The sequence below is a fragment of the Marinobacter persicus genome, assembly GCF_900114155.1.
GTDB classification, from domain to species: domain Bacteria; phylum Pseudomonadota; class Gammaproteobacteria; order Pseudomonadales; family Oleiphilaceae; genus Marinobacter; species Marinobacter persicus.
The window spans coordinates 176,697-202,772 of the sequence record NZ_FOSC01000005.1; the positions used below are offsets into that span (position 1 = coordinate 176,697).

General features: G+C 60.0%; 22 protein-coding genes. 21 read left to right on the forward strand and 1 reads right to left on the reverse strand.

Annotated features, from left to right (window positions below; translation table 11 throughout):
* Positions 1 to 99 precede the first annotated feature (99 nt).
* From BMZ63_RS07160 to BMZ63_RS07205, 10 genes are all read left to right on the forward strand, one after another.
* A complete protein-coding gene (locus BMZ63_RS07160) occupies positions 100 to 1,143 on the forward strand; it encodes a DUF58 domain-containing protein (RefSeq protein WP_091703625.1) in 1,044 nt (347 codons plus the stop codon).
* Positions 1,140 to 3,233, forward strand: coding sequence for a transglutaminase TgpA family protein (locus BMZ63_RS07165; protein ID WP_091703628.1), 2,094 nt, complete (start codon positions 1,140 to 1,142; stop codon positions 3,231 to 3,233). Before BMZ63_RS07160 ends, BMZ63_RS07165 begins: the two co-directional genes overlap by 4 nt.
* Positions 3,230 to 4,264, forward strand: coding sequence for a DNA polymerase III subunit delta' (locus BMZ63_RS07170; protein ID WP_091703631.1), 1,035 nt, complete (start codon positions 3,230 to 3,232; stop codon positions 4,262 to 4,264). Before BMZ63_RS07165 ends, BMZ63_RS07170 begins: the two co-directional genes overlap by 4 nt.
* Positions 4,265 to 4,323: 59 nt before the next feature.
* The gene (locus tag BMZ63_RS07175) at positions 4,324 to 4,674 is read left to right on the forward strand and encodes a PilZ domain-containing protein (RefSeq protein ID WP_091703634.1); all 351 of its coding nucleotides are present in this window, start codon (positions 4,324 to 4,326) and stop codon (positions 4,672 to 4,674) included.
* Positions 4,675 to 4,686: 12 nt separating this feature from the next.
* The gene (locus BMZ63_RS07180; RefSeq protein WP_091703636.1) at positions 4,687 to 5,607 is read left to right on the forward strand and encodes an alpha/beta fold hydrolase; all 921 of its coding nucleotides are present in this window, start codon (positions 4,687 to 4,689) and stop codon (positions 5,605 to 5,607) included.
* On the forward strand, positions 5,600 to 6,511 hold the full coding sequence (locus BMZ63_RS07185; protein WP_227663535.1) for a DUF4892 domain-containing protein: 912 nt from the start codon (positions 5,600 to 5,602) through the stop codon (positions 6,509 to 6,511). The genes BMZ63_RS07180 and BMZ63_RS07185 overlap by 8 nt, the downstream gene beginning before the upstream one ends.
* Before the next feature lie 8 nt (positions 6,512 to 6,519).
* Positions 6,520 to 7,719 (forward strand): patatin-like phospholipase family protein, encoded by a 1,200-nt coding sequence (locus BMZ63_RS07190; protein ID WP_091703639.1) that lies wholly within the window; start codon positions 6,520 to 6,522, stop codon positions 7,717 to 7,719.
* A gap of 73 nt (positions 7,720 to 7,792) precedes the next feature.
* The gene (gene prmB, locus BMZ63_RS07195) at positions 7,793 to 8,704 is read left to right on the forward strand and encodes a 50S ribosomal protein L3 N(5)-glutamine methyltransferase (RefSeq protein WP_091703642.1); all 912 of its coding nucleotides are present in this window, start codon (positions 7,793 to 7,795) and stop codon (positions 8,702 to 8,704) included.
* A gap of 30 nt (positions 8,705 to 8,734) precedes the next feature.
* Positions 8,735 to 9,829 (forward strand): chorismate synthase, encoded by a 1,095-nt coding sequence (gene aroC, locus BMZ63_RS07200; protein ID WP_091703644.1) that lies wholly within the window; start codon positions 8,735 to 8,737, stop codon positions 9,827 to 9,829.
* An 18-nt stretch (positions 9,830 to 9,847) separates the two neighbouring features.
* Positions 9,848 to 10,999 carry an MFS transporter gene (locus tag BMZ63_RS07205; protein WP_091703647.1) on the forward strand — a complete coding sequence of 384 codons (1,152 nt, stop codon included), beginning with the start codon at positions 9,848 to 9,850 and terminating at the stop codon, positions 10,997 to 10,999.
* On the opposite strand, the gene BMZ63_RS07210 is transcribed toward BMZ63_RS07205, so the two are convergent.
* Positions 11,000 to 11,875, reverse strand: coding sequence for a LysR family transcriptional regulator (locus BMZ63_RS07210; protein WP_091703650.1), 876 nt, complete (start codon positions 11,873 to 11,875; stop codon positions 11,000 to 11,002).
* Positions 11,876 to 12,416: 541 nt separating this feature from the next.
* Between BMZ63_RS07210 and leuC the strand changes: the two genes are divergently transcribed.
* The 11 genes from leuC (at position 12,417) to folC (ending at position 26,051) form a co-directional block, all read left to right on the forward strand.
* The gene (gene leuC / locus BMZ63_RS07220) at positions 12,417 to 13,835 is read left to right on the forward strand and encodes a 3-isopropylmalate dehydratase large subunit (RefSeq protein WP_091703655.1); all 1,419 of its coding nucleotides are present in this window, start codon (positions 12,417 to 12,419) and stop codon (positions 13,833 to 13,835) included.
* Between the two features lie 17 nt (positions 13,836 to 13,852).
* Complete coding sequence (gene leuD, locus BMZ63_RS07225; protein WP_091703657.1) at positions 13,853 to 14,500, forward strand: 3-isopropylmalate dehydratase small subunit; 648 nt, start codon at positions 13,853 to 13,855, stop codon at positions 14,498 to 14,500.
* Between the two features lie 19 nt (positions 14,501 to 14,519).
* Positions 14,520 to 15,593: a 3-isopropylmalate dehydrogenase gene (gene leuB / locus BMZ63_RS07230; RefSeq protein WP_091703660.1), complete on the forward strand. Its 1,074-nt coding sequence runs from the start codon at positions 14,520 to 14,522 to the stop codon at positions 15,591 to 15,593.
* Positions 15,594 to 15,724: 131 nt separating this feature from the next.
* A complete protein-coding gene (asd, locus tag BMZ63_RS07235) occupies positions 15,725 to 16,840 on the forward strand; it encodes an aspartate-semialdehyde dehydrogenase (RefSeq protein WP_091703663.1) in 1,116 nt (371 codons plus the stop codon).
* A gap of 262 nt (positions 16,841 to 17,102) precedes the next feature.
* Complete coding sequence (locus BMZ63_RS07240) at positions 17,103 to 20,138, forward strand: FimV/HubP family polar landmark protein (RefSeq protein ID WP_091703666.1); 3,036 nt, start codon at positions 17,103 to 17,105, stop codon at positions 20,136 to 20,138.
* An 85-nt stretch (positions 20,139 to 20,223) separates the two neighbouring features.
* Positions 20,224 to 21,132, forward strand: a complete 909-nt coding sequence (gene truA / locus BMZ63_RS07245) for a tRNA pseudouridine(38-40) synthase TruA (protein ID WP_091703820.1) — start codon at positions 20,224 to 20,226, stop codon at positions 21,130 to 21,132.
* The gene (locus tag BMZ63_RS07250) at positions 21,129 to 21,758 is read left to right on the forward strand and encodes a phosphoribosylanthranilate isomerase (RefSeq protein ID WP_091703668.1); all 630 of its coding nucleotides are present in this window, start codon (positions 21,129 to 21,131) and stop codon (positions 21,756 to 21,758) included. Before truA ends, BMZ63_RS07250 begins: the two co-directional genes overlap by 4 nt.
* Entirely contained in the window at positions 21,751 to 22,959 is a 1,209-nt protein-coding gene (gene trpB / locus BMZ63_RS07255; protein ID WP_244888388.1) for a tryptophan synthase subunit beta, read from the forward strand. The genes BMZ63_RS07250 and trpB overlap by 8 nt, the downstream gene beginning before the upstream one ends.
* 17 nt (positions 22,960 to 22,976) lie before the next feature.
* On the forward strand, positions 22,977 to 23,789 hold the full coding sequence (gene trpA, locus BMZ63_RS07260; protein WP_091703673.1) for a tryptophan synthase subunit alpha: 813 nt from the start codon (positions 22,977 to 22,979) through the stop codon (positions 23,787 to 23,789).
* A gap of 38 nt (positions 23,790 to 23,827) precedes the next feature.
* Positions 23,828 to 24,757: an acetyl-CoA carboxylase, carboxyltransferase subunit beta gene (gene accD, locus BMZ63_RS07265; RefSeq protein ID WP_091703676.1), complete on the forward strand. Its 930-nt coding sequence runs from the start codon at positions 23,828 to 23,830 to the stop codon at positions 24,755 to 24,757.
* Complete coding sequence (folC, locus tag BMZ63_RS07270; protein WP_091703679.1) at positions 24,738 to 26,051, forward strand: bifunctional tetrahydrofolate synthase/dihydrofolate synthase; 1,314 nt, start codon at positions 24,738 to 24,740, stop codon at positions 26,049 to 26,051. The genes accD and folC overlap by 20 nt, the downstream gene beginning before the upstream one ends.
* The last annotated feature ends 25 nt before the right edge of the window (positions 26,052 to 26,076 follow it).

Genomic DNA, 26,076 nt, shown 5'->3' on the forward strand with positions numbered 1-26,076 from the left:
CTCCAAGGCGCTTGCCTGGAGGATTCAGCGGGAAATTTCGGGTGGCATTATAACGGATATCGCAGCTGAACTTTTTGCTATTTCAGGGGCCATAACGGCATGCTCAAAAAAACACTGGCCGGCCGTATCCGGCGATGGATCAACCGTCGGCTTCCCCGCGCTGATCGCCAGACCTTCACCCAGAAGACCATCTTCATTCTGCCGACCGGCGCGGGTGTGGTCTTCGGATTGCTGCTGCTGATCATGCTGGTGACCGGCATCAACTACCAGAACAGTCTGATCTATCTGCTGGTGTTTCTGCTCGGTGCCCTGTTTGTCGCGGCCATGCACCAGACCCACCGCAATCTGTCGGGCCTGACCCTGGCCCTGGTGTCGGCAGGAGAAGGCGAGGCGGGTGAGGGAGTCCCCTTTCGTTTCCGGATCACCAGTACCACCGCTGACAGCCTGGCCTTGGCGTTGTCAGTGGCCGATGAGCAGGGTCGTCCGGGGGCCGTCATTGAGGGTGTGCATGTGCCGGCTGGTGAAACCCGCGACGTGACGCTCACTCTACCCACTGCCAGGCGGGGCTACGTGCGACCCGAGCGTGTACGCATCGAAACCCGGTTTCCGTTCGGGCTGCTCAAGGCCTGGTCCTGGCTGCGGCCGGTATCTGCGGGGGTGGCTTATCCCCGCCCGTTACCGGCACCGGATACGGTGAGCACGGTGCAGGAGACAGACAATAACGATACCCCGGTGCGGGTGGCCGGTCAGGACGAGGCGGACCTGAGGCCCTGGCGCGAGGGCGATCTGACTCCACGGGTGATGTGGAAGCGCTACGCCCGAACCGGACAAATGGTGGTGGCCGACTGGCAGGCCAGTGGCGGCAGTCCGCACTGGCTGGATTTTTCCGCGTTTCCCGGTGCTGATACGGAATTGCGCCTGAGTTATCTGGCTTGGCAGGTACGCGACCGGGCTGCGAAAGGCGCCCGTTTTGGTTTGACACTGCCGGGTGAGGTGATCGATCCGGATGCGGGTAATCCGCATGCCCTCCGCTGTCTGCATGCCCTGGCCGTGTGGGGGCAGGAAAAGCCCCGTGATGATGATGCACATGTGCATGGTACGCGGGCTGGCGTGGACAGCGCCGGTGCAGGGAGGGCCGCATGATAAAGGCACTTTTCACACGCAAAGCAGCTTGCCAGGGCGCCCGCACAGACACCGTGCTGCCCGGTTCGGCCCTGAACTGGCTGCTGGTCAGCTTCGCCATACTGCTGGTACCCCAGTGGAACCGTTTACCGATCTGGTTGATCGGTGCCTGCGCGGGCCTCGCCGGCTGGCGCTGGCTGGCGCAAACGGGCCGGGTCCGTCTGCCGGGGCGCTGGTTGCGGGTCGGCATCATGCTGGTATTGATGGCGATCTACATTGCCACCGTGCGAGGGCACTTCTCGGTGGATACGGCTTCGTCTTTCTTTGTCCTGGCGGTGGGGCTGAAATGGCTGGAAACCCGTACGCAACGTGATTTCTACGTGGTGTTTTTTATTCTGGTGTATCTGGCCGCGGTGAACTTTCTGTTCCGCCAGGACATTCTCTGGGCGTTGATGAACTTTTCAGCGATCGGTCTGCTGCTGGCGGGCCTGCAGACTCTCAACGCGCCGGATTTGCCGCCTTCGGCGCGCAGAGGCTGGAAGCGCCTGGCGGGGATGGTGCTGAAAACCCTGCCGGTGGTCATTCTGTTGTTTGTGTTTTTTCCGCGCATGGCACCGCTGTGGAGCGTGCCCATGGTGTCTGACCAGGCGCGCACCGGTTTGTCGGACACCATGACCCCGGGGGACATTTCCAGCCTGGCCCAGAACAGCGAACGGGCTTTTCGAGTCAGTTTTGGTGGTCAGGTGCCGGCTTACCGGGACCGCTACTGGCGCGGCCTGATTCTGGACTACCTGGATGGCGAAACCTGGCGCCGCCGGGAGCAGGACGATTTCACCCGGCCGGGCCGGATTGACCTTGATGGTGGAGTCGGGGAGCTCGAACCGAATCAATACGATGTTCTTCTCGAGCCCACCGACCGTAAATGGGCCTTCACCCTGGAAAATTCCAGGGCTGTGTCGGATAACCTGGTGGAGACGCCACAGGCGCTGTTTGAGTTTCGCCGCCCGGCAGACACGTCGGTGCGCTACCGGATGGCATTGGAGCCTTCCGTCCGGATTGTGTCCGGCAGTCCGGAGACCCTGTCGTCAGCACAAAAACGCCGATACCTGCAGTTGCCCGGCGAAGGCAACCCGCAAGCCCGGGCTCTGGCCCGGGAGCTGGCAACCCAGGGTTCCGATGAGCAGGTGATCCGCAGACTGCTGGAGCGTTTCCGCGAGCAGGAGTATTACTACACCCTGCGACCGCCACGTATGCCGGAAAACGGCATTGACCGTTTGCTGTTCGAGGAAAAACGGGGGTTCTGTGCCCATTATGCCGGCGCCGCCACGTTTGTTTACCGGGCAGCCGGCATTCCGGCCCGGGTGGTCACCGGTTACCAGGGGGGTGAGCCCGGGGCCGGCGGGGAGTACCTGATCGTTCGCCAGTACGACGCCCATGCCTGGGTGGAAGTCTGGCTGGAAGGCCGGGGCTGGGTAAGAGTGGACCCGACGGCGGCCATCGCCCCTGACCGGATCGAGTCGGGCCTGCGCGATGCCATGGCCGAGGAGGGCTCGTTTCTGGAGGATGACCCTCTGTCACCCCAGCGCTACGGTGATCTCCCACTGGTTCAGTGGGCGTCCCTGCAACTGGACCGCATCAACTATCAATGGCAGCGCTGGGTGGTCGGTTACCAGGGGCAGAGCCAGATGGACCTGATGTCGCGCCTGCCCGGTGGGCTTGGACTCAAGGAACTGGGGTATCTGACGGCCGGGATTGTCGGTGCGGCCCTGCTGTTTGCTGGCGTGATCTCCGGGTGGAAGCGCCGTGGCGGGCCGAAACAGGACCGTTTCCGTCGGTTGGTGGCTGCCTGGCATCGCTTCTGCGAGCAATCGGGTGTACCGGTTCGGGCCGGGGAAACACCGGACTTTCTGGCGGGCCGTCTGGCCCGGGCCCTGCCGGAAGTTGCCGACACTGCCGCAAGCTTTGCCCGCCAGGTTAACAGGCATTACTATAGCCGGCCGGAAGGCGTGGCCACGGAACAGGAACTCCGGCATCTGAAACACTTGCTGCGCACCATGAAACGCCAGCGCCGCCAACGGCAGACCTCATCAATACGGACCCGGAACCCATGACTGACATCGCCCGCAACATGCCCTGGTTGGCCAAAGCCTGGTCAGCGGTCCAGCACCGTCTGGCGGCTGACCGGTTGCCCCACGCCTTGCTGGTAACCGGTGAATGCGGCGTGGGAAAGCGGGCCTGGGCCGAGGCAGTTGGCCAGTTGCTGCTGTGTGAACATCGCCTTGAAACCGTCTCCGGCGAGCCTGTTCCCTGCGGCCAGTGCAAGCAGTGCGAACTGATCGCCGCTGGCAGTCATCCGGATTTGCGCATTTACGCGCCGGAAAAATCCCGAATGGTTCGGGTGGACCAGATCCGGGCGCTGTCCACCTTTGCGGTAGCCTCGCCCCAGGTGGCACATCACAAAGTTGCGATCGTTGACCGGGCGGACCAACTCAATATCAATGCGGCCAATGCCCTGTTGAAAACCCTGGAAGAGCCGTTGGCGGACGTTACCTTGCTGTTACTCCAGGAGAGTGGTCGGCCGGTGTTGCCAACCATTCGCTCCCGTTGCCAGGCCCTGACCATCCCTTTGCCAAATCGCGAGCAGGCGGAAGCCTGGCTGACCGCTCAGGCGGCAAAACTGCCCGAGGAGACCCGTCCGGACAGCCAGCTTCTGGCCAAAAGCCTGATGCTGGCGGGCAACGCCCCCAGGCTGGCGCTGGAGTACGCGACGGGTGAGTTTCCGGCTCTGCGGGACAAGGCGTTCGACGCCTTCCGGCAGTTCATGAAAGGTCGGATCACGGTTGGCGAGGCTGCCCGGGAATTCAAGGCCATTGGCCTGGAAGACAGCCTGTGGCTGTTTGAATCCTGGGCAGCGGACCTCGCCCGTTGCTGTGCGGGTGGGCAGCCGAATGACGAAGAAGCCCGGGACATGCTGGCCTTTCTGGCTCGCAGTAATCCGCCGTGGCGAGCCCATGAACTGCTTCAGAAAATTCGTGAGAGCCGGGAAGCGCTGGTTTACAACGCCAGTGCCGAACTGGAGGCCAGCCACCTGTTGATGGCCTGGCAGGCGTTGATGCCACGAAAGCGGCCCGCGGGTGCTTGAGCTTTCCGGGGCAACAGCTGCTATCATTGTGAAATATCCAAGAAATCAAGGTGTTTGATATGGGGCCCGGATTCGGAGCGCGCAGCGGTATTCTTACCCTGACCATCAAGGACAAGGCTGTTCTGTATGCGGCTTACATGCCGTTCATTCGCCAGGGCGGGATGTTCATTCCGACCCAGAAGCAGTACCAGCTTGGTGACGAAGTCTTTCTGTTGCTCAACCTGATGGACGAGCCGGAAAAAATACCGGTTGCCGGCAAAGTCGTGTGGATAACCCCCAAAGGTGCCCAGGGCAACCGTGCCGCCGGCATTGGCGTGCAGTTCAATGGGGACGACGAAACCGCCCGCACCAAAATCGAGTCCTACTTGGCCGGGTCTCTCAGCTCCGATCGCCCAACCCATACGATGTAGAGTTTCCGCACCATGACAGACGCTGTGTTGGCGGCCGGAGAAGACAGCGAACTGGCTGGTGGCCGGGAAACCCGTTGGACTTTGAAGGCAATTACCCTGGCCGGCATTCACTGGCGCTGTGTCACTCAACAGCGGGTACAGCCGCCGGTTCTGATGCTGCACGGCTGGCTCGATAACGCCATGAGTTTCGTGCATCTGGGGCCGCAACTGGCGGGTTCCCGGGAGGTATACGCCCTCGATATGGCCGGCCACGGCTTCTCCGGGCACCGGCCTGAAGGGTACAGCTACTGGTTGATGGATTACGTGGCCGATCTGGCCGAATGCATTGACCGGTACTTTTACAGCAGCGGTCAGCGAACCGTCGACCTGGTCGGCCATTCACTGGGAGGGATTGTCTGCGCGCTATACGCAGCGGCATTTCCCGAGCGGGTGCGCCGGTTGGTGATGATCGACAGCCTGGGCGCCCTGAGCCGTTCGGCAGACGAAACCATTCCCCAGTTGCGCAAGGCCATCCGAAAACGTTTGAGAGGTTCGTCACCGTCGGCGGTGTATCCGGACCTGGCCACCGCCGCGCGTATCCGTGAGCGGGGATTCAGTCCATTGAGTGCCGAAGCCGCCTTGACGCTGGTGTCCCGTAGTATGCGCCGCGAGGGTGACGGATGGGTCTGGCGCACCGACCCAAGGCTTCGCCACCCCTCGGCCCTGATGATGACAGAGGAACAGGTGCAGGCATCGCTGGCTGCCGTGAAAACCCCGGCTCTGTTCATCAAGGGCGAAGATGGCCTGTTGTCTGAACGACAGAACCTGTCGGGCCGTGAACACCTGATTCCCGGGTTAACGATTGCCGAGGTTCCCGGCGGTCATCACTGCCACCTGGATGGCGACCCGCTATCCGTTGCCACCGCTATCGAGAGGTTTTTCGCCGATGCCTGAGTGCACCCGCATGTTTGTGTTCGCACCGTTGTTGTGGGCGTTGTCCCTGTTGATGGCGGCGCCGGCCATGGCCAATCCGTATGCCGAGCCACCGGAGCCTTTCAGGCAATCCAGCCTGGAAAAGTCCACGGAAATTGAGTCATCCGGCCACCTGGTTCTGTTCAGTCCGTTGCGTGAGATTCGCAGTGAGATTCGTTCCGAGGTCATGGCCCGGTTGCCGGTCAGTGGTACCGGTCAGTTGTTTGAAGTATCCGCCGATGCCAGCCGGGAAGAAGCCCGTGACCATTACCTGCAAGTTCTTGGAGAGCGTGGCGCCGCCATTCTGTTTCAGTGTGAGGGCATTGCCTGCGGACGCAGTAATGTCTGGGCCAACCAGGTGTTTCAGCAATCGGAACTCCTGGGCCGGGATACCAACCAGGATTACCTGGTGGCCGGGGCAATGGATTCCACGGGAAAACGCTGGCTGACACTGGTTTATACTGTTACCAGGGGCAACCGCCGGGAATACGTCTGGGTCGAACACCTGGGCGTCAGTGCCGGGGCGGTGGTGCCGGGCATGTCCGGCATGCCGGAGCGGATCAGTGGGCCGTTAATCGTACCCTGGGAGGGGGGCATCACTTTCCGGTTCGATCTGCCCAGCACCGAGCGCAGGCGCCTGCAGCAGTGGGCGGAAGACGAGCAGACCGAGGTTATCCTGGCCGGCTTCAGCCGTCTTGAAGACGATGAAACCTTCGGGCAGGCCCGGGCGCGGGCGGCAGACGCGGTGGATTCACTGACCGAGTTGCTGGCCAAAACCGGCGTTCCACGGGATCAGATCCGTAAACTGCCGGTTGGTCCCGGGGTGCAGGTACCAGGGCCGGACAGGCAGGGTAATCGCATTGAGATTCTGGTCATAAGGAGGTAGAGCAGATTATGTCCGGAAAACAGGAGAACACCGACACTTCCCGGGATTCGGCCGCTTCCGACGCGCCCGAGCACGGCATGGATACGGTATTGCACAGCTCCGACATCACGTCGGCACAATCGCCGGCCAGGCGGCGTAAGCCGGGCAAGGGTAAAACGGTAGCACTGACACTGGGCAGCGGCGGCGCCCGGGGCTATGCGCACATCGGCGCCATTGAAGTGCTCGAAGAACGGGGCTACGACATCATTGCCATTTCAGGCTGCTCGATGGGCGCGGTCATCGGCGGCATGTTTGCGGCTGGCAAAATGCAGGAATACAAGGACTGGGTGACAGGCCTTGGTCAGTTTGATGTGCTGAAACTGCTGGATGTCACCTTCAGCTCGGTGGGTGCCATCCGGGGCGAAAAAGTGTTTTCCGTGGTGCGGGATATTCTGGGCAAGACCCGCATTGAGGACCTGCCGCTCGCCTATACCGCAGTGGCGACCGACCTGCTGGCCCACAAGGAAATCTGGTTCCAGGAAGGTCCGCTGGACCGGGCCATTCGCGCATCCATTGCCATTCCCGGCCTGGTGACCCCCCTGATCATGGGCAACCGGGTGTTGGTGGATGGCGCCTTGCTCAACCCACTGCCGATTATCCCCACCATCTCCGCCCATGCCGATATGGTCGTGGCCGTTAATCTGGCGGGTGAGGATGAAGACATGCGCCGGTTGCCGGACGCCGTGTTTCAGGAAGAAGAGGAAGGCGCCGGCGACATGGAGGAACTGGTGGATACCCTGCGCAGCAAGGCTTCGCACTGGTTCGACTGGGACACCCTCAAGTCTCTGGCCACCCGCAAACCGGATAATGGCGACACACCCGAGGAAAAAATCACCCGCGAGGTGGCCAGAAAAGCCCAGGAGAAAGACAAGCGTCCGGTGAATGGGCCGTCTGCGGCGGACGACCATGAAACCATTGACTGGGACAAGCTGGGGATTGGCAAATTCGACGCCATGAACCTGGCCATCGAGACCATGCAGAGTGCGCTGGTGCAGTACAAGATTGCCGGTTACCCGCCGGATCTTCTTGTCAACGTGCCGAAGAATGTTTGTCGCAGCTACGATTACCACAAGGCACCAGAGCTGATTCAGCTTGGCCGCGAGCGTATGGCCCATGCACTGGATCGCTACGAGCAAAAACAGGGCGGCACCGGCGTCCATTCGCTGTGAAGCCGGGCTGCAGGTTGGCCGCCGGGTGCGTATAATGCCCGCTTCCACTTTTGTTGAATCAGGACAATCCATTGTGACCAGCCCTGTCGAAGATTTGCACACCATACGTGATCTGCTGCGCTATGCCGCGTCCCGGTTTGCCGCCTCACCCCTGTATTTCGGCCATGGCACTGACAATGTCTGGGACGAGGCCGTGCAGCTGGTGCTACGCAGCGTGCACCTGCCGCTGGAGAACAACCAGATTTTCCTGGACGCCCGGCTGACTCACGCCGAGCGGAAAACCATTATTGAACGCATCGAACGCCGCATTGATGAACGCGTGCCCATTGCCTACCTGCTTGGTGAAGGCTGGTTCATGGGCATGCCCTTCAACATTGATGAGCGTGTACTGGTGCCCCGCTCGCCGCTGGGCGAGCTCCTGGAAAACGGCCTGCAGCCCTGGATTGGCGGTACCGAGGTGACCCGCATTCTGGATCTCTGTACCGGCAGTGGCTGTATTGGCATCGGTGCTGCCTCGGTGTTCGACCAGGCCGAAGTGGATTTGTCGGACGTGTCGGAAGACGCATTGGCCGTGGCTGAATCGAATATTGAATTACACGGTCTGGAAGGGCGGGTACGAACCGTGCGTTCCGATGTCTTTGAAAGCATTGAAGGGCGCTACGATGTCATACTGAGCAATCCGCCTTATGTCGATGCCGAAGACCTGGCCGACATGCCGCCGGAGTACCATCACGAACCGGCCCTGGGGCTGGCTGCGGGGAACGATGGCCTGGACATTGCCCATCGCATCATCGCCGGCGCGGCCGACCACCTGAGTGAGGACGGTTTGTTGATTGTCGAGGTTGGCAACTCCTGGGGTGCGATGGACGACGCCTACCCGGACTTGCCCCTGACCTGGCTGGAATTTGAAAACGGCGGTGACGGCGTGTTTCTGATCACCGCCCGTGATTTGCGCGAATGGCAGGCTGAAAACGTTAAGGCCTGATCTTACAAAAACTGGTTAAAGTGCTGAAATATGTCGGGAAATACCTTTGGTAAGCTCTTCTCTGTGACCACCTTCGGTGAAAGCCACGGCGCTGCTCTGGGGTGCATTATTGACGGTTGTCCTCCGGGGCTTGAACTGTCTGAAGCCGACATGCAGCGGGATCTGGATCGCCGCAAGCCCGGCACCTCCCGTCACACCACCCAGCGCCGGGAAGCGGACGAAGTGCGCATTCTCTCTGGTGTGTTCGAGGGCAAGACCACGGGCACGCCCATCGGCCTGATCATCGAGAACACCGACCAGCGCTCCAAGGATTACTCGAAAATCGCCGAGCAGTTCCGCCCGGCCCACGCCGATTACACCTACATGCACAAGTACGGCACCCGGGATTATCGTGGCGGTGGCCGGTCCTCCGCCCGTGAGACGGCCATGCGCGTGGCCGCCGGTGCCGTCGCCCGCAAGTTCCTGGAACAGCGCCTGGGCATCCGGATTCGTGGCTACCTGTCCCAACTGGGCCCCATCAAAGCTGAAAAGCTGGATTGGAACCAGGTGCATGAAAACCCCTTTTTCTGTCCGGACGCCGACAAGGTGGCAGAAATGGAAGCCTACATGGACGCCCTGCGTAAAGAAGGCGATTCCATTGGTGCCCGCATCAACGTGGTGGCCGACGGCGTGCCCCCGGGCCTGGGCGAGCCGATTTTTGACCGGCTGGATGCCGACCTGGCCCATGCCCTGATGAGCATCAACGCCGTCAAAGGCGTGGAAATTGGCGCCGGATTTGAATGCATCGAGCAAAAAGGCACCGAACACCGGGACGAGATGACCCCGGACGGCTTTTTATCCAACAACGCCGGCGGCGTGCTGGGCGGTATTTCCTCCGGCCAGCCGATTGTTGCCAGCATTGCCCTGAAACCGACCTCCAGCCTGCGTATTCCCGGAAAGGGTATCGACGTTCACGGCAATGCCACCGAGGTGATTACCACCGGTCGTCACGACCCCTGCGTGGGTATCCGGGCCACACCAATTGCCGAGGCCATGATGGCCATCACCCTGATGGACCACTACCTGCGCCACCGGGGGCAGAACGGCGACGTTCAGGTAAGCACGCCCGTTCTCGGCCAGCTTTAAGCAAGGGGAGGAGGCAGCATCTACTGGCGGCTTTCCAACCTCTACTTCTGGTTCTTTGCCCTCCTTGGAGGGCTTTTGCCTTACTGGTCCCTTTACCTGGAGGGCCAGGGCTTTTCCTACCTGCAAATCGCCACCCTGATGGCCACTATCCAGCTCACCAAGGTAGTGGCCCCCAGTGTCTGGGGCTGGCTGGGTGACCGCAGCGGCCAGCGCGTGCGGCTGGTGCGTTTCGGCGCCATCACCGGTTCGCTGTTTTTCGCCGGCGTGTTCCTCGAACCCGGCTTTTATGGCCTGTTGCTGGTCATGCTGGCCTTCACCTTTTTCTGGAACGCCATACTCCCGCTGTATGAAGTGATCACCCTGCGCGCCCTGGGCAAGCGCAGGGACAAGTACGGCAAGGTGCGGCTGTGGGGCTCGGTGGGGTTTATCGGATCAGTGGCGTTGATTGGTGGTTTGCTGGAATTCGTGCCCATCCAGTCCTTGCCCTGGTTGCTGTTGCCGGTATTTGCGGGCATTGCGCTGTCGGCGTTTCTGGTGCCATCGGAGCGGGGCGAGCGTAAACCGCCGGCGCCCAAGGGCAGCCTGAAAGCCATCGTCACCCATCCCTCGGTGGTGGCGTTTTTCCTGATGAATTTCCTGTTGCAGGTGTCCCACGGGGCTTACTACACCTTCTTCAGCATTCATCTGGAGCAACACGGCTATGGCAAACTGGCCATTGGCCTGTTGTGGTCACTGGGTGTGATTGCGGAAATCGGGCTGTTTCTGGTGATGCACCGACTCACGGCCCGATTCACCGTGCGCCAGATTGTCATTGGTGCGCTGACCCTGACCATGATCCGCTGGATGCTGATTGCCGAAATGACCGGCCTGTTGCCGGTATTGCTGTTCGCGCAGCTTTTGCACGCGGCCTCCTACGGCGCCTTGCATGCGGTGTCCGTGCAATACATCCAGGGCTTCTTCGGCAAACATCACCACGGCCAGGGACAGGCGCTATACAGCGGCCTGACCTTCGGTGCGGGTGGAGCGCTTGGCGCCTGGTTGTCAGGCTTTCTGGTGGATGGATTCAGCACATCCGCCGCCTTCTGGGGCGGTGCTATGGCCATGGCGATTGCGACGGTGATCACCTGGCGAAAACTCCAGCCGCCACCGGCAGAAACCGCTGACGCCTGATCAGCCCCGGGTTTCCTCGGCTTCAATAATCGCCAGCATGGCCCGGGCACTGTTACTCAACTGTCGGCCGGAAAGCGCAATCGCCCCCAATACCCGGGTGACCGGATGCCCAACCTCCAACACGGTCAGACTGCTGTCCAGCATACTCACCGGCAGCACGCTCCAGCCCAGTCCCACGCTGGTCATCATCTTGATGGTTTCCAGGTAATTGGTGGGCATCAGCGGCGCCAGCGGCAGATTGGCTTCCAGGAACAGCCGGCTGACCACCCGGTAAGTGGCCGTGCTGGTATCCGGCAGCAGCGCCGGATGCCCGGCCAGATCGGCCAGTGCTGGTTTCTTCAGTCTGGCCAGTGGATGATCCGAGCCCACCACAAACGCCATCGGATCCGGCCACTGGGCGTGAATCCGGAAATCCGGGTTCATGCTGTCACTCAGGGTGACAAAGGCCAGCTCGGCATGGCGTTTGTTCATCTGATGGTAGGCGGCGTCAGACTCCATGAATTGCAGGTCCAGTGTGACTTGCGGATAAGCCTTGCGGAATCGCCGCAGCCAGTTAGGCAGGTGATGCAGACCAATGTGGTGGCTGGCAATCACTGAAAGCTCGCCTTCCACAGTGTCGGCATCTGGTGACAATGCCAGCCGGGCATTGTGGATCTCATCCAGAATCCGGCGGGCGTGTGGCATGAGCCTGGCTCCGGCATCCGTCAGGCGGATATCCCGGTTGCTGCGGTCGATCAACCGGGCGCCCAGCTGCGTTTCCAGGGCGGCCAGGCGTTTACTGATCGCCGGCTGCGTCAGGTGCAGGATCTCGGCCGCTTCCGAGAATGAGCCCTGGTCCACGATGGTGAGGAACGCTTTTAGCGAGTTTGAGTCCATGGTTTATGCCTGTGAGTTGCCTACTTCGTTTTAGCCTGCTCAGTTATGGCGGTTGTCGTGGTTTCAGGACCCTCCTCCCAAAAACCGCTACGAGCACCCGCAAGCGGGTCCGGCCAGCAATCATAGATTGCTGTCGTTCGGCTGCACATGAAGCTTCGCTTCATAAACGCTTGCCTCACCCATGTGCGCTTCTCTCAGGCCATCCATGGCCTTCGAAATTTTTGGGAGAAGGCCCCTGAAGCCGCTTTGCGGAATTGGGCGTTTCGCACTGATATCTAACAGCGGGGTGGCGGGGAACGCTTTCCAAAAGTATCGAGGGCCAAGGATGGCCCGAGTTAAGCGCATAGGGACATGCTTGTAGCGTCTTTTGGAAAGCGTTCCCCGCCGCCGCGCGTCCGGCACTTAGTCGAAAGCCAATGATTTAGGATTCCTTAATGGAATTCAATGAATAAAAAACATGAATTGAGGTTATTCAGTAACAAAGGGTAAACTCTTCGGAAAGCGTCATAAAACAGAAACCCCCAAAGAGTGAGAGAGAACCATGGCGGGCAAGACCTTATACGACAAATTGTGGGACGACCACTTGGTCAAACAGCGGGACGACGGCTCCGCGTTGATCTACATCGACCGGCAATTGCTGCACGAAGTGACCTCCCCGCAGGCGTTTGAAGGCCTGCGCCTGGCTGGTCGCAAGCCGTGGCGTCTCGACGCCAACATCGCCACCCCGGACCACAACGTACCGACCACCGATCGCGACAAGGGCGTGGAAGGCATTGTTGATCCGGTATCGCGCATCCAGGTGGAAACCCTGGACAAGAACTGCGACGAGTTTGGCATCCTCGAATTCAAGATCAAGGACCAGCGCCAGGGCATCGTGCACGTGATCGGCCCTGAGCAGGGCGCCACTCTGCCGGGTATGAGCATTGTCTGTGGTGACTCCCACACTTCGACCCACGGCGCGTTTGGCTGTCTGGCCCATGGCATCGGCACCTCCGAGGTGGAGCATGTGCTGGCCACCCAGTGCCTGGTGCAGAAGAAGATGAAAAACATGCTGGTCAAGGTCAACGGCAAGCTCGGTCCCGGGGTCACCGGCAAAGACGTGGTGCTGGCGATTATCGGCAAGATCGGCACTGCCGGCGGCACCGGTTACGCCGTTGAATTCGGTGGCGAAGCCATTCGCGGCTTGAGCATGGAAGCGCGGATGAGTATCTGCAATATGTCCATCGAAGCGGGTGCCCGTGTGGGCATGGTGGCGGTGGACGACACCACGATTGATTACGTAAAAGGCCGTCCGTTCGCGCCGAAAGGCGAGACCTGGGACAAGGCCGTGGACTACTGGCGCACTCTGCACAGCGATGACGACGCCGAGTTCGATAAGGTTGTGGAGCTGGATGGTTCCGCCATCAAGCCGCAGGTAAGCTGGGGTACCTCTCCTGAAATGGTGACCGGCATTGACGGCAGCGTGCCCGATCCCGACCGGGAAGCGGATCCCATCAAGCGTGAAGGCATTGTGCGCGCCCTGAAATACATGGGCCTCAAGCCGAATCAGAAGATCACCGACATCCAGCTGGACCGTGTGTTCATTGGTTCCTGCACCAACAGCCGGATTGAAGATCTGCGCGAGGCGGCCGCCGTGGTTAAGGGTCGCAAGGTATCCCCAAGCCTCAAGCAGGCGATGGTGGTGCCGGGTTCCGGCCTGGTGAAGGCCCAGGCGGAGCAGGAAGGCCTGGACAAGATCTTCATCGAAGCCGGTCTGGAATGGCGCGACCCGGGTTGCTCCATGTGTCTGGCCATGAACGCCGACAAGCTGGGGCAGGGCGAGCATTGTGCCTCTACCTCCAACCGGAATTTCGAGGGGCGTCAGGGCTTTGGTGGTCGTACCCACCTGGTGAGCCCGGCCATGGCGGCGGCCGCGGCGGTCACCGGCCATTTTGTTGATGTCCGCGAATTGATGCACTGATCCACAGGAGAGACACCATGCGCGCATTCACGCAACACCAGGGCGTTGTCGCCCCCATGGACCGGTCCAATGTGGATACGGACATGATCATTCCCAAGCAGTTTCTGAAGTCGATCAAGCGCACCGGCTTCGGCCCGAACCTGTTCGACGAGCTGCGCTATCTGGACGAGGGCAAGCCGGACCAGGATTGTTCCCAGCGCCCGATCAACCCGGATTTTGTCCTGAACCAGGACCGCTACAAGAACGCCAGTGTGCTGCTGGCCCGGGCCAACTTTGGTTGTGGTTCCAGCCGCGAGCATGCCCCCTGGGCGCTGGATGATTTCGGCTTCCGGGTGATTATTGCCCCGAGCTTTGCCGACATTTTCTACAACAACTGCTTCAAGAATGGCCTGTTACCCATTGTTCTTCCTGAAGAAGTGGTTGACCAGCTGTTCCGTGAAACCGAAGAGAGCAAAGGCTACCAGCTGTCGGTGGACCTGGAAGCAAAAACCGTTACCACGCCGTCGGGCGAGGTGTTCAGCTTTGAGGTGGACGACTTCCGCCGGCACTGCCTGCTCAACGGTCTGGACGATATCGGTGTCACCCTCGAGGACGCCGACCTGATCAGAGATTACGAAGAAAAGCGCAAGCAAACCGCGCCCTGGCTGTTTAACGCCGGACACTAATCAACAAGGACAAGAGACTATGCCCCGTAATATTTTGTTGCTGCCGGGTGACGGCATTGGCCCGGAAATCGTTGCCGAAGCCGAAAAGGTGCTGAGAAAGGTTAACGACGATTTCAAACTGGACCTGCACTTCGAATCTGCCCTGGTGGGCGGTGCGGCTCTGGACGAGCACGACGATCCGCTGCCGGACGAAACCCTGGACAAGGGCCGCAAGGCCGACGCCATCCTGCTGGGCGCCGTGGGTGGCCCGAAGTGGGACAGCCTGCCCATGGCAAAGCGTCCGGAAAAGGGCCTGCTGGGCCTGCGCTCCAACCTGGAGCTGTTCGCCAACCTGCGCCCGGCCATCCTGTATCCGCAGCTGGCTTCGGCTTCATCGCTCAAGCCGGAAGTGGTATCAGGCCTGGACATCATGATCGTCCGTGAACTGACCGGCGGTATCTACTTCGGCCAGCCTCGCGGCATTCGCAATCTGGAGCACGGTGAGCGTCAGGGCTACAACACCTACGCCTACACCGAATCGGAAATTCGTCGTATTGGTCGTGTGGCCTTCGAAACCGCCCAGCAGCGCGGCAAGAAGCTGTGCTCCGTGGATAAGGCCAATGTGCTGGAAGTCACTGTTATGTGGCGGGAAATCATGGAAGACCTGAAGCGCGAATACCCGGATGTGGAACTCACCCACATGTACGTGGATAACGCCGCCATGCAGCTGGTTCGTGCCCCCAAGCAGTTCGACGTGATTGTGACTGGCAACATGTTTGGTGATATTCTTTCTGACGAAGCGGCAATGTTGACCGGTTCCATCGGCATGCTGCCGTCGGCGTCACTGAACTCCGACAAGCAGGGCATGTACGAGCCGTGTCACGGTTCTGCACCGGATATCGCCGGGCAGGGCATTGCCAATCCGCTGGCCACCATTCTGAGTGCTGCAATGATGTTGCGCTACAGTCTGGATGAGGAAGAGGCTGCCAAAGCGATCGAGGCAGCGGTCAGCAAGGTGCTGGATCAGGGGCTGCGCACCGCCGACATCATGTCTGAAGGCGGCCAGAAAGTATCCACCCGCGAGATGGGTGAAGCGGTACTGAACGCCCTTTAAAACCGGTCCGGCACTACCAGCAACAACCAAGACCCGACAGTGGCGGGATGCAGCCACTGCGGGATCATCCATCCGGTCCCAGCCAGCGATAACGGCAAGGGGTCGGCACAAAAGAGGTTCAAAGGTCGCACATGAAGCGAGTTGGACTTGTAGGTTGGCGCGGCATGGTGGGCTCGGTCCTCATGCAGCGCATGCGTGAAGAAAACGATTTTGCCGATATCGATCCGGTGTTTTTCTCCACTTCCCAGACCGGGAAGCCGGCCCCGGACGTTGGCAAGGATGGCGTTCCGCCTCTGCAGGACGCCTTCGATATCGACACTCTCAAAACCATGGATGTGATTGTCACCTGTCAGGGTGGCGACTACACCGGCGAGGTTTACCAGAAACTGCGCGATGCAGGCTGGGACGGCTACTGGATTGACGCCGCCTCCACGCTGCGCATGGTGGACCATTCCGTGATCGTGCTCGATCCGGTGAACCGCAATGTGATCGACGAAGCGCTCGACAAGGGCGTGAAGGATTATATTGGCGGCAACTGCACCGTCAGCCTGATGATGCTGGCCCTTGGCGGCCTGCTGGAGCAGGATCTGATTGAGTGGGTCTCTCCGATGACCTATCAGGCGGCTTCCGGTTCCGGTGCCAAGCACATGCGTGAGCTGCTGGACCAGATGGGCGCCCTGAACGGCGCGGTGAAGCCCGAGCTGGAAGACCCGTCTTCCGCTATTCTGGAAATTGACCGCAAGGTGACCGACACCATGCGTTCAGGCGATTTCCCGACCGCCAACTTCGAGGTGCCCCTGGCCGGCAGTCTGATTCCGTTCATCGACAAGCAGCTCGACAACGGCATGAGCAAGGAAGAGTGGAAAGCGGGCGTTGAGACCAACAAGATCCTGGGCCGCAGCGATAACCCGATTCCCATTGACGGTATCTGTGTTCGTATCGGTGCCATGCGTTCCCACAGTCAGGCCCTGACCATCAAGCTCAAGAAAGACATTCCGGTGTCTGAGATCGAGAGCATCCTGGCCAAGGCCAATGACTGGGTGAAAGTGATCCCGAACGAAAAAGAAGCCACCATGCGCGAACTGACACCGGCGAAAGTCACCGGCACGCTCAGTGTGCCGATTGGCCGTATCCGCAAGCTGTCCATGGGTCCGGAATACATTTCCGCCTTCACCGTGGGTGACCAGCTGCTGTGGGGTGCTGCTGAGCCCCTGCGCCGCATGTTGCGGATTCTGCAGGAACGTTAACAGTCGGCAATTAATGCCAACTGTGTCCGGTTTTTTAAAACCGATCAGGGGCGGGTGCTGCTTTCAGTGCTCGCCCCTGTTATTTTTCAGCGAGGTTAACAAGTTCCGTCTGATATATCTCAAAACAGTGCAAGGAATGCGTCTGATTGATTGATAAAAGGGAATTAATCAACAATACTTGCTTGATCTAACAATATTTAACCTCGTCCGATTCTGTTGATATTCAGCAGTGAAGAATAACGGAGACTGGAAAGGAAAAAGCATGAAGGTACGCAAGCTTGCGGTTGCCCTGGCGCTGGCGGGAGGGCTTGGCTCCGGGATGGCAAATGCCCTGGGACTGGGCGAAATTGAACTCCAGTCATGGCTGAATGAACCCCTGGATGCGGAAATTACGCTCCGACAAAGCCAGGGCGTCAATCCTGCCGATGTGTACGTCAACGTGGCGCCGGAAGAAGCTTACGAGCGGGTCGGCCTTGATCGTGACGCCTTTCTGAGCAAACTGAAATTCAATGTGGTCACCGGCCCTGATGGTGGCCTTCGCATCGATGTGACCTCCCGCGAACCCCTTCGCGAACCCTACCTGAACTTCCTGCTGGAATTGACCTGGCCGAATGGCCGGCTGATGCGCGAATACGCGGTACTCGTGGACCCGCCGGTTTACGCGGAAGAATCCGGCATGGAGGAGTCCGTGGCCGCACCGACTGCTTCCGCAAGGGAACCGGAGCCCCGGCGCAGTGAGGAATCTCGCCGTCGTCAGGCTGAGGCCGAGAGCTCCCTGTCGCGCGGTTACGGTGATGGTGAGGCAGACAGTTACGGGCCGACCCGGGCATCGGATACCCTGTGGTCCATTGCCAGGGAGATGCGCCCCGATTCGTCCGTGTCCATGCACCAGATGATGCTGGCCATTCAGGACGAGAACCCCAATGCGTTCATGGGCGGCAACATTAACCGGCTGATGCAGGGGCAGGTTCTGCGCGCTCCGTCCGAGGAACAGATTCGCAGCCGCAGCCGTGCCGAGGCTGACCGCCTGGTAGCCCGCCAGAACCAAGAGTTCCGCGCTCCCGCACAGGAGGCCACACCGGAATCTGCTCCGGAAGGGGAAACCCAGCAAGCAGCCGGCGGGGCGGGTGAGGCCGCAGCCCAGGACAGCGAACTGAAGCTGCTGGTTGCGGAAGAGACCGAAACCGAGGCCCGCGATACGGAAGACGGTGCTTCTGCCGGTGGTGATGGTGAACAGGCCGGCGGACAGGACGCCGGTGCTGCCGTGGCGGCGGAAGAAATGGACGCTTTGCGCCGGGAAAACCAGGAGCTGGACAGTCGCCTGCAGGATTTGCAGGAGCAGGTCCAGACCCTGCAACGCCTGCTTGAGCTGAAAGATAACCAGTTGGCTGATTTGCAGGGCATGACGGCGGAAGAAGCCGAGCAAGCTGAACAGGCTGCTGCGCCTTCCGGCGCAACGGAAGAAGACACTTCCGGGCAGGCTGGGGTGTCCGGCGATGACAGCGAACAGCCGAGTGCCGACCAGCCGACCGCCGGTGAGGACGAATCTTCAGAGGCGGAAGGCCAGCCGACCCAATCCGGGGACGAGTCAGCCGCTCAGCAGGCGGATGATCAGGAAACCTTCGCTGATGAGTCTGACGCTGCAGCAGAACCTCAGGCCCAGGAGCAGCAGGCAGCTCCTGAAACCGCGCCGGAACCGGCCCAGCCCGCAGCACCGGCCCAGAAGCCATTCCCGGGCAACATTATTGACGCCATCATGACCAACCCCATGTACCAGATGGCGCTGGGTGGTGTTCTGGTGCTGCTGCTTCTGGTGTTGCTGTTGCTGCGTCGCCGGCAGGCCGCCAAGGAAAAGGAGTTCTTCGAGCAGTTTGCTGACGAGGAAGCCCAGGATACCGGTGAAGGCAATATTGATCTGGAATCCGGACAGGAAGCGGCGCCGGCGGTTGCCGAAGAGCAGCCGGATGCAATGGCGGAGGCCGACAAGTACCTGGGCTTTGGGCAGTACCCGCAGGCTGCCCAGGTGCTGGAAAACGCCATCTCCCGTGAACCGAGCCGCAGCGATCTGCGCCTGAAACTGCTCGGTGTTTACGCCGACAGCCAGGACGCCGAGTCGTTCGACAAGCAGTACAACGAACTGGCAGCGCTGGAGGATGAAGAGGCCACGGCCCGTGCTGACGAGCTGCGCAATCGCATGGAAGAGGACGAGGCAGGTCCCAGCATTGATGACCTGGAGTCCCAGCTTCGTTCGGAAAATGTATTTGAAGGTGAAGAAGAGCAGGCCCCGGAGCCGAGCCTCGAAAACGAATCCGCCGAAAGCTTTGAGAAAGATCTGGAAGAACGTACCGATGCCTCTGAGGAGTCGATGGAGTTTGATCTTTCTCTGGATGAGCTGGAGGACGAAACCTCGAAAGAAGAGGCCGAAGATTCCGATCTGGAGGAGCCGGACTTCGGTTCACTGGATTTTGATCTGAGTGACGAGGAAAGCTCTGAGAAGCCGAATGAAGGAACGGAAGCCACTGAAACGCAAGTGGCTGACGACAACGCTCTGGAATTCGAGCAGAGCTCCGAATTTGAGCTGGATGAATCGCCCGAATTGCAGGACCTGGCGTCGGAATTCGAAGAAACTGAATCGGAAAAGCCGGAGGCCGCAGAAGCCGACTCCCTTGAAGACGAGCTCTCCGTTGGTCCGCAAACCCTGGACGACTCCTTCCTGGATGAACTGGATGCGGAAATCGACAAAGTATCCGGCGAGGACGATCAGCCCTCAGGCGCCGAAGAAGTGTCGGGGTTGACACCGGAGCAGGACCAGCACGAGGAACCGGAACAGGCTGTTGAGTCCCTCGAAGACGAGTTTGACAGTCTGGACATGGATCTGTCCGAGGAAGACCTGGCAATCATGGACGAACTCTCCGACGAAGACGATATTCCGTCTCTTGATGAAGAGGTGGCAGCATCCGACGAAGGATCTGGTCAGGCCGAAGCGGAACCCGGGGAAACTGAAGAGAGCGACAACGGTGATCAGGAATCGCCTGAATCACCGGTCGAAGCCGGCTCTGAATCCGGGGAAGGTGAGCCGGCATCTCCGCTTGACCTGGATGAAAGCGATCTCGGCGACGATGACGACTTTGACTTCCTGGCTGGTACCGATGAAGCCGCCACCAAACTGGACCTGGCCCGTGCCTATGTCGAAATGGGTGACAGCGAGGGTGCCCGTGATATCCTTGAGGAAGTCGCGCTGGAAGGTAATGACGAGCAGAAAGCCGAAGCCCAGGAGCTTCTTAAAAATCTTTCCTGATTCGTTATAATCCTTCTCAGCAGGCAAAGCGCCGGCCATGGGCCGGCGCTTTGTGTTTCTGAATTTACATTTTCCGGGTCAAAATTTGTTTCTTACCCCTCAGCCCCTGATATCCGATCACGACATTGGTAATGGCCGCGTTGCGATTGCCTTCGAGTACGACGGCCGCGCTTTCCATGGCTGGCAACAGCAGAAAAGCGGCGTGCGCTCCGTTGAAGCGGAATTGTCCAAGGCCGTCGCCAGGGTGGCAGACCATCCGGTGGATCTGGTCTGTGCAGGGCGCACCGATGCCGGTGTGCATGCCAGCTTTCAGGTAGCTCACTTCGACACCCCGTCGGTGCGCACGCTGCGCTCCTGGGTGATGGGCATAAACACAGCACTGCCGGACGATATTGCGGTACACTGGGCCGGTAACGGTGTTGATGACTTCCACGCGCGTTTTTCCGCCATTTACCGCCGGTACCGATACGTTATCTACAACCATCCGGTGCGCCCGGGCATACAGCGCGGCCAGGTGAGCTGGACCTTCCGCCCGCTCGACGAGGATAAAATGCACCGCGCCGCCCAGGCGCTGCTGGGTGAGCATGATTTCTCTTCTTTTCAGGCGGCCGGCTGCCAGTCCCGGACACCGGTCCGGTATATGGAGAAGATAACGGTAACCCGTTGTGGCAGTTTTGTCGTAATAGATGTGCAGGCCAACGCCTTCCTGCACCACATGGTACGCAATATCGCCGGTGCCCTGATGGCGGTTGGTTCCGGCAAGCAGCCCGAAAGCTGGGTCGCAGAGGTGCTGGAAACCAGGGATCGGCGCAAGGCAGGGGTGACTGCGCCGGCGCCGGGTCTTTATCTGGTGGATGTTGGCTATCCCGAACAATACCGGATTCCCGCTGCTGCCTGCGGACCGGCTTTTGTTGCACCCTGGATGGGCGAGCAGGCCAATCGGCCGATTGCACCAACCCATATTCATCCCAAACGCAAGGTGACGGCGGAATGATCACACGGGTGAAAATCTGCGGGCTAACCCGCCCCGAAGACATTGATGCGGCCGTTGCAGCAGGTGCCGATGCCATCGGTCTGGTGTTTTACCAGCCCAGCCCGAGATCCGTGACTATCGATCAGGCTAAGGCGCTGGCCGCCCGCGTTCCGGCCTTTGTCACTCTGACCGGTCTGTTTGTCAATCCCCCGGTCGATGAGGTGCGGCAAGTGCTGGACCAGGTGCCACTGGATCTGCTGCAGTTCCATGGTGATGAATCCCCGCAGTTCTGTAACAGCTTTGGACGGCGCTGGATCAAAGCCGTCCGGGTGCGCGAGGCGGGCCAGATCGAGATGGCATTCGGGCAATATGCAAATGCCTCCGGTTTGCTTGTCGACGCCTGGGATCCGCAACGTTACGGCGGCACCGGGCAATCTTTCAACTGGGACCTGATACCGAAGGAAAGGCCCATTCCGCTGATATTGGCCGGTGGTTTGTCATCTGCTAACGTGGCCGGCGCCATCGGGCAGGTTCGCCCCTGGGCGGTTGATGTCAGCGGTGGAGTGGAATCCGCCAAGGGCAAGAAAGACGCCACCAAACTAACTGAATTTTTCAACGAGGTACGCCGTGTCTGTAAAACTGACTGAAGAAATGTTGAAGGCGTTTCCGGATGCCCGGGGCCACTTTGGTGACTTTGGTGGCCGTTTTGTCTCGGAAACCCTGATGGACTCGTTGATGACGCTGGAAAAAGAATACCTGCGTCTGAAAGAGGATCCCGACTTCCAGGCCGCATTCGACCAGGACCTGGCCGATTACGTGGGCCGGCCGAGCCCGCTTTATTTTGCCGAGCGACTGACCCGGGAAACCGGTGGTGCGCAAATCTGGCTCAAGCGGGAAGACCTCAACCACACGGGTGCCCACAAGGTGAACAACACCATTGGCCAGGCGCTGTTGGCCGCGTTCCTGGGCAAGAAACGTATCATTGCCGAAACCGGTGCGGGACAACATGGCGTGGCCACCGCCACCGTGTGTGCGCGATTGGGGCTGGAATGCCATGTGTTCATGGGTGCTTCCGATGTGAAGCGGCAATCCCTGAACGTGTTCCGCATGAAGTTGCTGGGCGCAACTGTTCATGCGGTTGAAAGCGGCACCAAAACCCTGAAAGATGCCATGAATGATGCCATGCGCGACTGGGTGGCGAACGTGGACGACACCTTCTACATCATCGGCACGGTCGCCGGCCCCCATCCGTATCCGCTGCTGGTGCGGGATTTCCAGTCGGTGATTGGCCGTGAAACCCGCCGCCAGTGCCTGGAGAAAACCGGCAAACTGCCGGACGCTCTGGTGGCCTGTGTGGGTGGCGGCTCCAACGCCATCGGTATGTTCTACCCGTTCCTTTCCGACGAAAGTGTTGAACTGTACGGCGTGGAAGCGGGCGGCCTGGGCATCGAAACCGGCCAGCACGCCGCGCCCCTGTGCGCCGGTCGCCCCGGTGTATTGCATGGCAACCGCACTTACCTGATGGAAGACGAGAACGGCCAGATTGCCGGCACCCATTCTGTCAGTGCCGGGCTGGACTATCCGGGGGTTGGTCCGGAGCACTCCTGGCTGAAAGACATCGGTCGTGCCAATTATGTGTCCGTGACCGACGACGAGGCCCTCGCTGGCTTCCGGACCCTGACCCGCGTGGAGGGCATCATGCCGGCACTGGAAACCTCACATGCCGTCGCTTATGCCCAGAAACTGGCCGCCGGCATGGACAAAGACCAGATCGTGGTGATCAATATCTCCGGCCGGGGTGACAAAGACATCCACACCGTCGCGGAACTCGATGGCATAGAGATCTGATTGCAACAGGAGCAGGCATGAGCCGTATTGAAGGCGTATTAAAATCCTTGAAAGAGCAGGGTCGCAAGGCCCTGATTCCCTATATCACCGCCGGTGACCCGCACCCCGATCAGACCGTTGAACTGATGCACACACTGGCGGCTGCCGGCGCGGATATTATCGAGCTGGGCGTACCATTTTCCGACCCCATGGCCGACGGCCCGGTGATCCAGCTGGCCTGTGAACGGGCCCTGAAGCATGGCACGTCGCTGCGGCAGGTGATCGGCATGGTCCGGGAGTTCCGCAAGACCGACACCAAGACGCCGGTCGTGCTGATGGGGTACCTGAACCCGATGGTGGCCATGGGGTATCGGGAGTTTGCCGATGCCGCTGCGCAGGCAGGCGTTGATGGTGTGTTGACCGTGGACTTGCCCCCGGAAGAGGCGGACGAAGTCGCGCCGCTGTTCGCCGAGCGTGACCTTGATCCCATTTTCCTGCTGGCACCGACCACCACCGACGATCGTATCCGCGCTATTGCTGAGCATTCCTCCGGATATGTGTATTATGTATCCATCAAGGGCGTGACCGGCTCCGCCAGCATTGATGTTGATGAAGTGGCCAGAAAAGTGGCCCATGTACACGAATTGACCGCCCTGCCGGTTGGCGTGGGTTTCGGTATTCGCGATGCAAAAACAGCCGCCGCTGTTGGCAAAGTATCCGATGGTGTAATTGTTGGCAGTGTTCTGGTGAATACAATAGCGGTACATCAGACAGATCCCGCAGCCCTGAATCAGGCGCTCACTGATCTGTTGCACCCGATGCGTGAAGCTCTGGACAACCAGGTCACCTGAGCAGACACCATCCAGGCTTCAAAGGACAGGATGAGAGCATGAGTAACTGGCTTGAAAAGATTATGCCGAGCAAGATTCGCTCGGAATCACGGCAACGTACCGGCGTACCTGAAGGTTTGTGGAAAAAGTGTCCCAAGTGTGGCGCGTTCCTTTACAAGCCCGAGCTGGAAAAGAACCTGGACGTGTGTCCGAAGTGTAATCATCACCTGCGCGTACCGGCCCGTCGCCGGCTGGATATATTCCTGGACGCTGATGGCCGGGAAGAAATCGGTGCAGAACTCGAGCCATACGACCGCCTGAAGTTCAAGGACAGCAAGCGCTATAAAGACCGACTGTCCGCGGCCCAGAAGGCCACCGGTGAGAAAGACGCGCTGGTTGCCATGCGCGGCACCACCATGGGTGTGCCGCTGGTGGCATGCGCGTTCGAATTCAACTTCCTGGGTGGTTCCATGGGCCAGGTCGTGGGCGAGAAATTCGTTCAGGCCGCCAACGTGGCCCTCGAACACCGCATTCCGCTGGTTTGCTTCTCCGCCAGTGGTGGCGCGCGTATGCAGGAAGCAATCCTGTCGCTGATGCAAATGGCCAAGACCTCCGCTGTCCTGGAGCGCTTGAAGGAAGAAGGTATTCCTTATGTGTCGGTGATGACCGATCCGGTGTTCGGTGGCGTGTCCGCCAGTCTCGCCATGCTGGGTGATCTCAATATTGCCGAGCCCTACGCACTGATCGGCTTTGCCGGTCCGCGGGTGATCGAGCAAACCGTTCGCGAGAAACTGCCGGAAGGCTTCCAGCGCGCTGAATTCCTGCTGGAACATGGTGCCATCGACATGATCCTGCACCGCCACCAGATGCGCGAGCGCATTGCCCACCTGCTGGCCAAGTTCAACAACCAGGAAAAGCCGGGCACTGAAGAACCCATCGAATTTGAAGTTTCCGAAAAACCGGAATCCGATGAATCCGAAGGGCAGTGAGTCCCGGGAGGCGTCGGTGTCCCGTCCGGGGGCCGGCGCTTCCGTCGATCAATGGCTTCAGTATCTTGAAGCCATCCATCCCGCCGAAATTGAGCTTGGCCTGGACCGGGTGCTGGTTGTCTTGCGCCGGTTATTCCCCCGCAATCCCGGCGCCCGGATCATCACCGTGGCAGGCACCAACGGTAAAGGTACGGCGGTAACCACACTCGAGCGGTTACTGCTGGCCGCCGGCCGAACAACCGGTGCCTATACCTCTCCCCATCTTGAGCGATACAACGAACGGGTTCGCCTGAATGGCGCTGATATTGACGACGCGTCACTGATTCGTGCCTTCGGGCAGGTTGAGGAGGCCCGGGGCAGCGTTCCATTAACCTATTTTGAATTTGGCACACTGGCGGCGTTCGTGGCATTTGCCGAGGCCGGTGTGCAGGACTGGATCCTCGAAGTAGGCCTGGGCGGCCGGCTGGACGCGGTGAACGTACTGGACGCCAACTACGCCATGATCACGGCGGTGGATATAGATCATATCGGGTTCCTTGGCGATAACCGGAACGTTATCGGCTTCGAAAAGGCCGGTATTCTGCGCCCGGGTATTGATGCAGTGTGTGCGGACCCGTCCCCGCCGCCATCGGTGCTCCAGCAGGCTTCGGCCCAGAAAGTGCAACTGCAGCTCACGGGCCGTGATTACCAGATACAGCCCCTGCCCGAGCGGGACCGGGTGGCGCTGGTGCTTGGCTCTGAGAGTTACCGGCTGCCGGCCGGCCCGCTGCCGGTCGAAAGCGTGGCCGGTGCTGTTGTGCTGGCCAGAAAACTTGTACCGCAGTTGTCGGCTGAACAGATAGAAGCCACCCTGGCCGGTATCCGTGTGCCCGGACGCTTCGAGCAGTTGCAAAACTCGCCGCTGGTGGTGCTGGATGTGGGGCACAATCCTCATGCAGCCCGATGGCTGGCCGGTAAGCTGGAAGCATTACGTGCTGATTACGGTACCGTTCGGGGTGTTTACGGTGCGCTCGCCGACAAGGATACTGCGGGAGTGATGGCCGCCATGAAGCCGGTGGTGGACATCTGGTACTTTGCTGGTCTGGATGTGCCCAGGGGGCTGAGTGCCGATGAGCTGCAGGCCAGGGCAGCCCAGTCTGAAATCGGGCCCGGTCATGCTTTTGTCAGCGTGGCGGAGGCGCTTGATCAGGCCAGACGCGATGCAGCTCCGGAAGACATTGTGATTGTCTTCGGATCGTTTTTCACCGTGGCGGAGGCCAGGGCGCTTTGCCAGCATCACGCTGAAATCTGCTAGTATCATACTGAAACAGGTTACCGAC

Excerpts from the sequence above, each read along its gene's own strand:
- leuD (WP_091703657.1), top strand. The coding sequence starts at position 13,853 with ATGCGCGCATTCACGCAACACCAGGGCGTTGTCGCCCCCATGGACCGG.
- BMZ63_RS07175 (WP_091703634.1), top strand. The coding sequence starts at position 4,324 with ATGGGGCCCGGATTCGGAGCGCGCAGCGGTATTCTTACCCTGACCATC.
- BMZ63_RS07170 (WP_091703631.1), top strand. The coding sequence starts at position 3,230 with ATGACTGACATCGCCCGCAACATGCCCTGGTTGGCCAAAGCCTGGTCA.
- BMZ63_RS07160 (WP_091703625.1), top strand. The coding sequence starts at position 100 with ATGCTCAAAAAAACACTGGCCGGCCGTATCCGGCGATGGATCAACCGT.
- BMZ63_RS07210 (WP_091703650.1), bottom strand. The coding sequence starts at position 11,875 with ATGGACTCAAACTCGCTAAAAGCGTTCCTCACCATCGTGGACCAGGGC.
- leuB (WP_091703660.1), top strand. The coding sequence starts at position 14,520 with ATGCCCCGTAATATTTTGTTGCTGCCGGGTGACGGCATTGGCCCGGAA.
- aroC (WP_091703644.1), top strand. The coding sequence starts at position 8,735 with ATGTCGGGAAATACCTTTGGTAAGCTCTTCTCTGTGACCACCTTCGGT.
- BMZ63_RS07185 (WP_227663535.1), top strand. The coding sequence starts at position 5,600 with ATGCCTGAGTGCACCCGCATGTTTGTGTTCGCACCGTTGTTGTGGGCG.
- folC (WP_091703679.1), top strand. The coding sequence starts at position 24,738 with ATGAATCCGAAGGGCAGTGAGTCCCGGGAGGCGTCGGTGTCCCGTCCG.
- BMZ63_RS07190 (WP_091703639.1), top strand. The coding sequence starts at position 6,520 with ATGTCCGGAAAACAGGAGAACACCGACACTTCCCGGGATTCGGCCGCT.
- BMZ63_RS07180 (WP_091703636.1), top strand. The coding sequence starts at position 4,687 with ATGACAGACGCTGTGTTGGCGGCCGGAGAAGACAGCGAACTGGCTGGT.
- BMZ63_RS07165 (WP_091703628.1), top strand. The coding sequence starts at position 1,140 with ATGATAAAGGCACTTTTCACACGCAAAGCAGCTTGCCAGGGCGCCCGC.
- trpA (WP_091703673.1), top strand. The coding sequence starts at position 22,977 with ATGAGCCGTATTGAAGGCGTATTAAAATCCTTGAAAGAGCAGGGTCGC.
- asd (WP_091703663.1), top strand. The coding sequence starts at position 15,725 with ATGAAGCGAGTTGGACTTGTAGGTTGGCGCGGCATGGTGGGCTCGGTC.
- BMZ63_RS07240 (WP_091703666.1), top strand. The coding sequence starts at position 17,103 with ATGAAGGTACGCAAGCTTGCGGTTGCCCTGGCGCTGGCGGGAGGGCTT.
- BMZ63_RS07250 (WP_091703668.1), top strand. The coding sequence starts at position 21,129 with ATGATCACACGGGTGAAAATCTGCGGGCTAACCCGCCCCGAAGACATT.
- leuC (WP_091703655.1), top strand. The coding sequence starts at position 12,417 with ATGGCGGGCAAGACCTTATACGACAAATTGTGGGACGACCACTTGGTC.
- accD (WP_091703676.1), top strand. The coding sequence starts at position 23,828 with ATGAGTAACTGGCTTGAAAAGATTATGCCGAGCAAGATTCGCTCGGAA.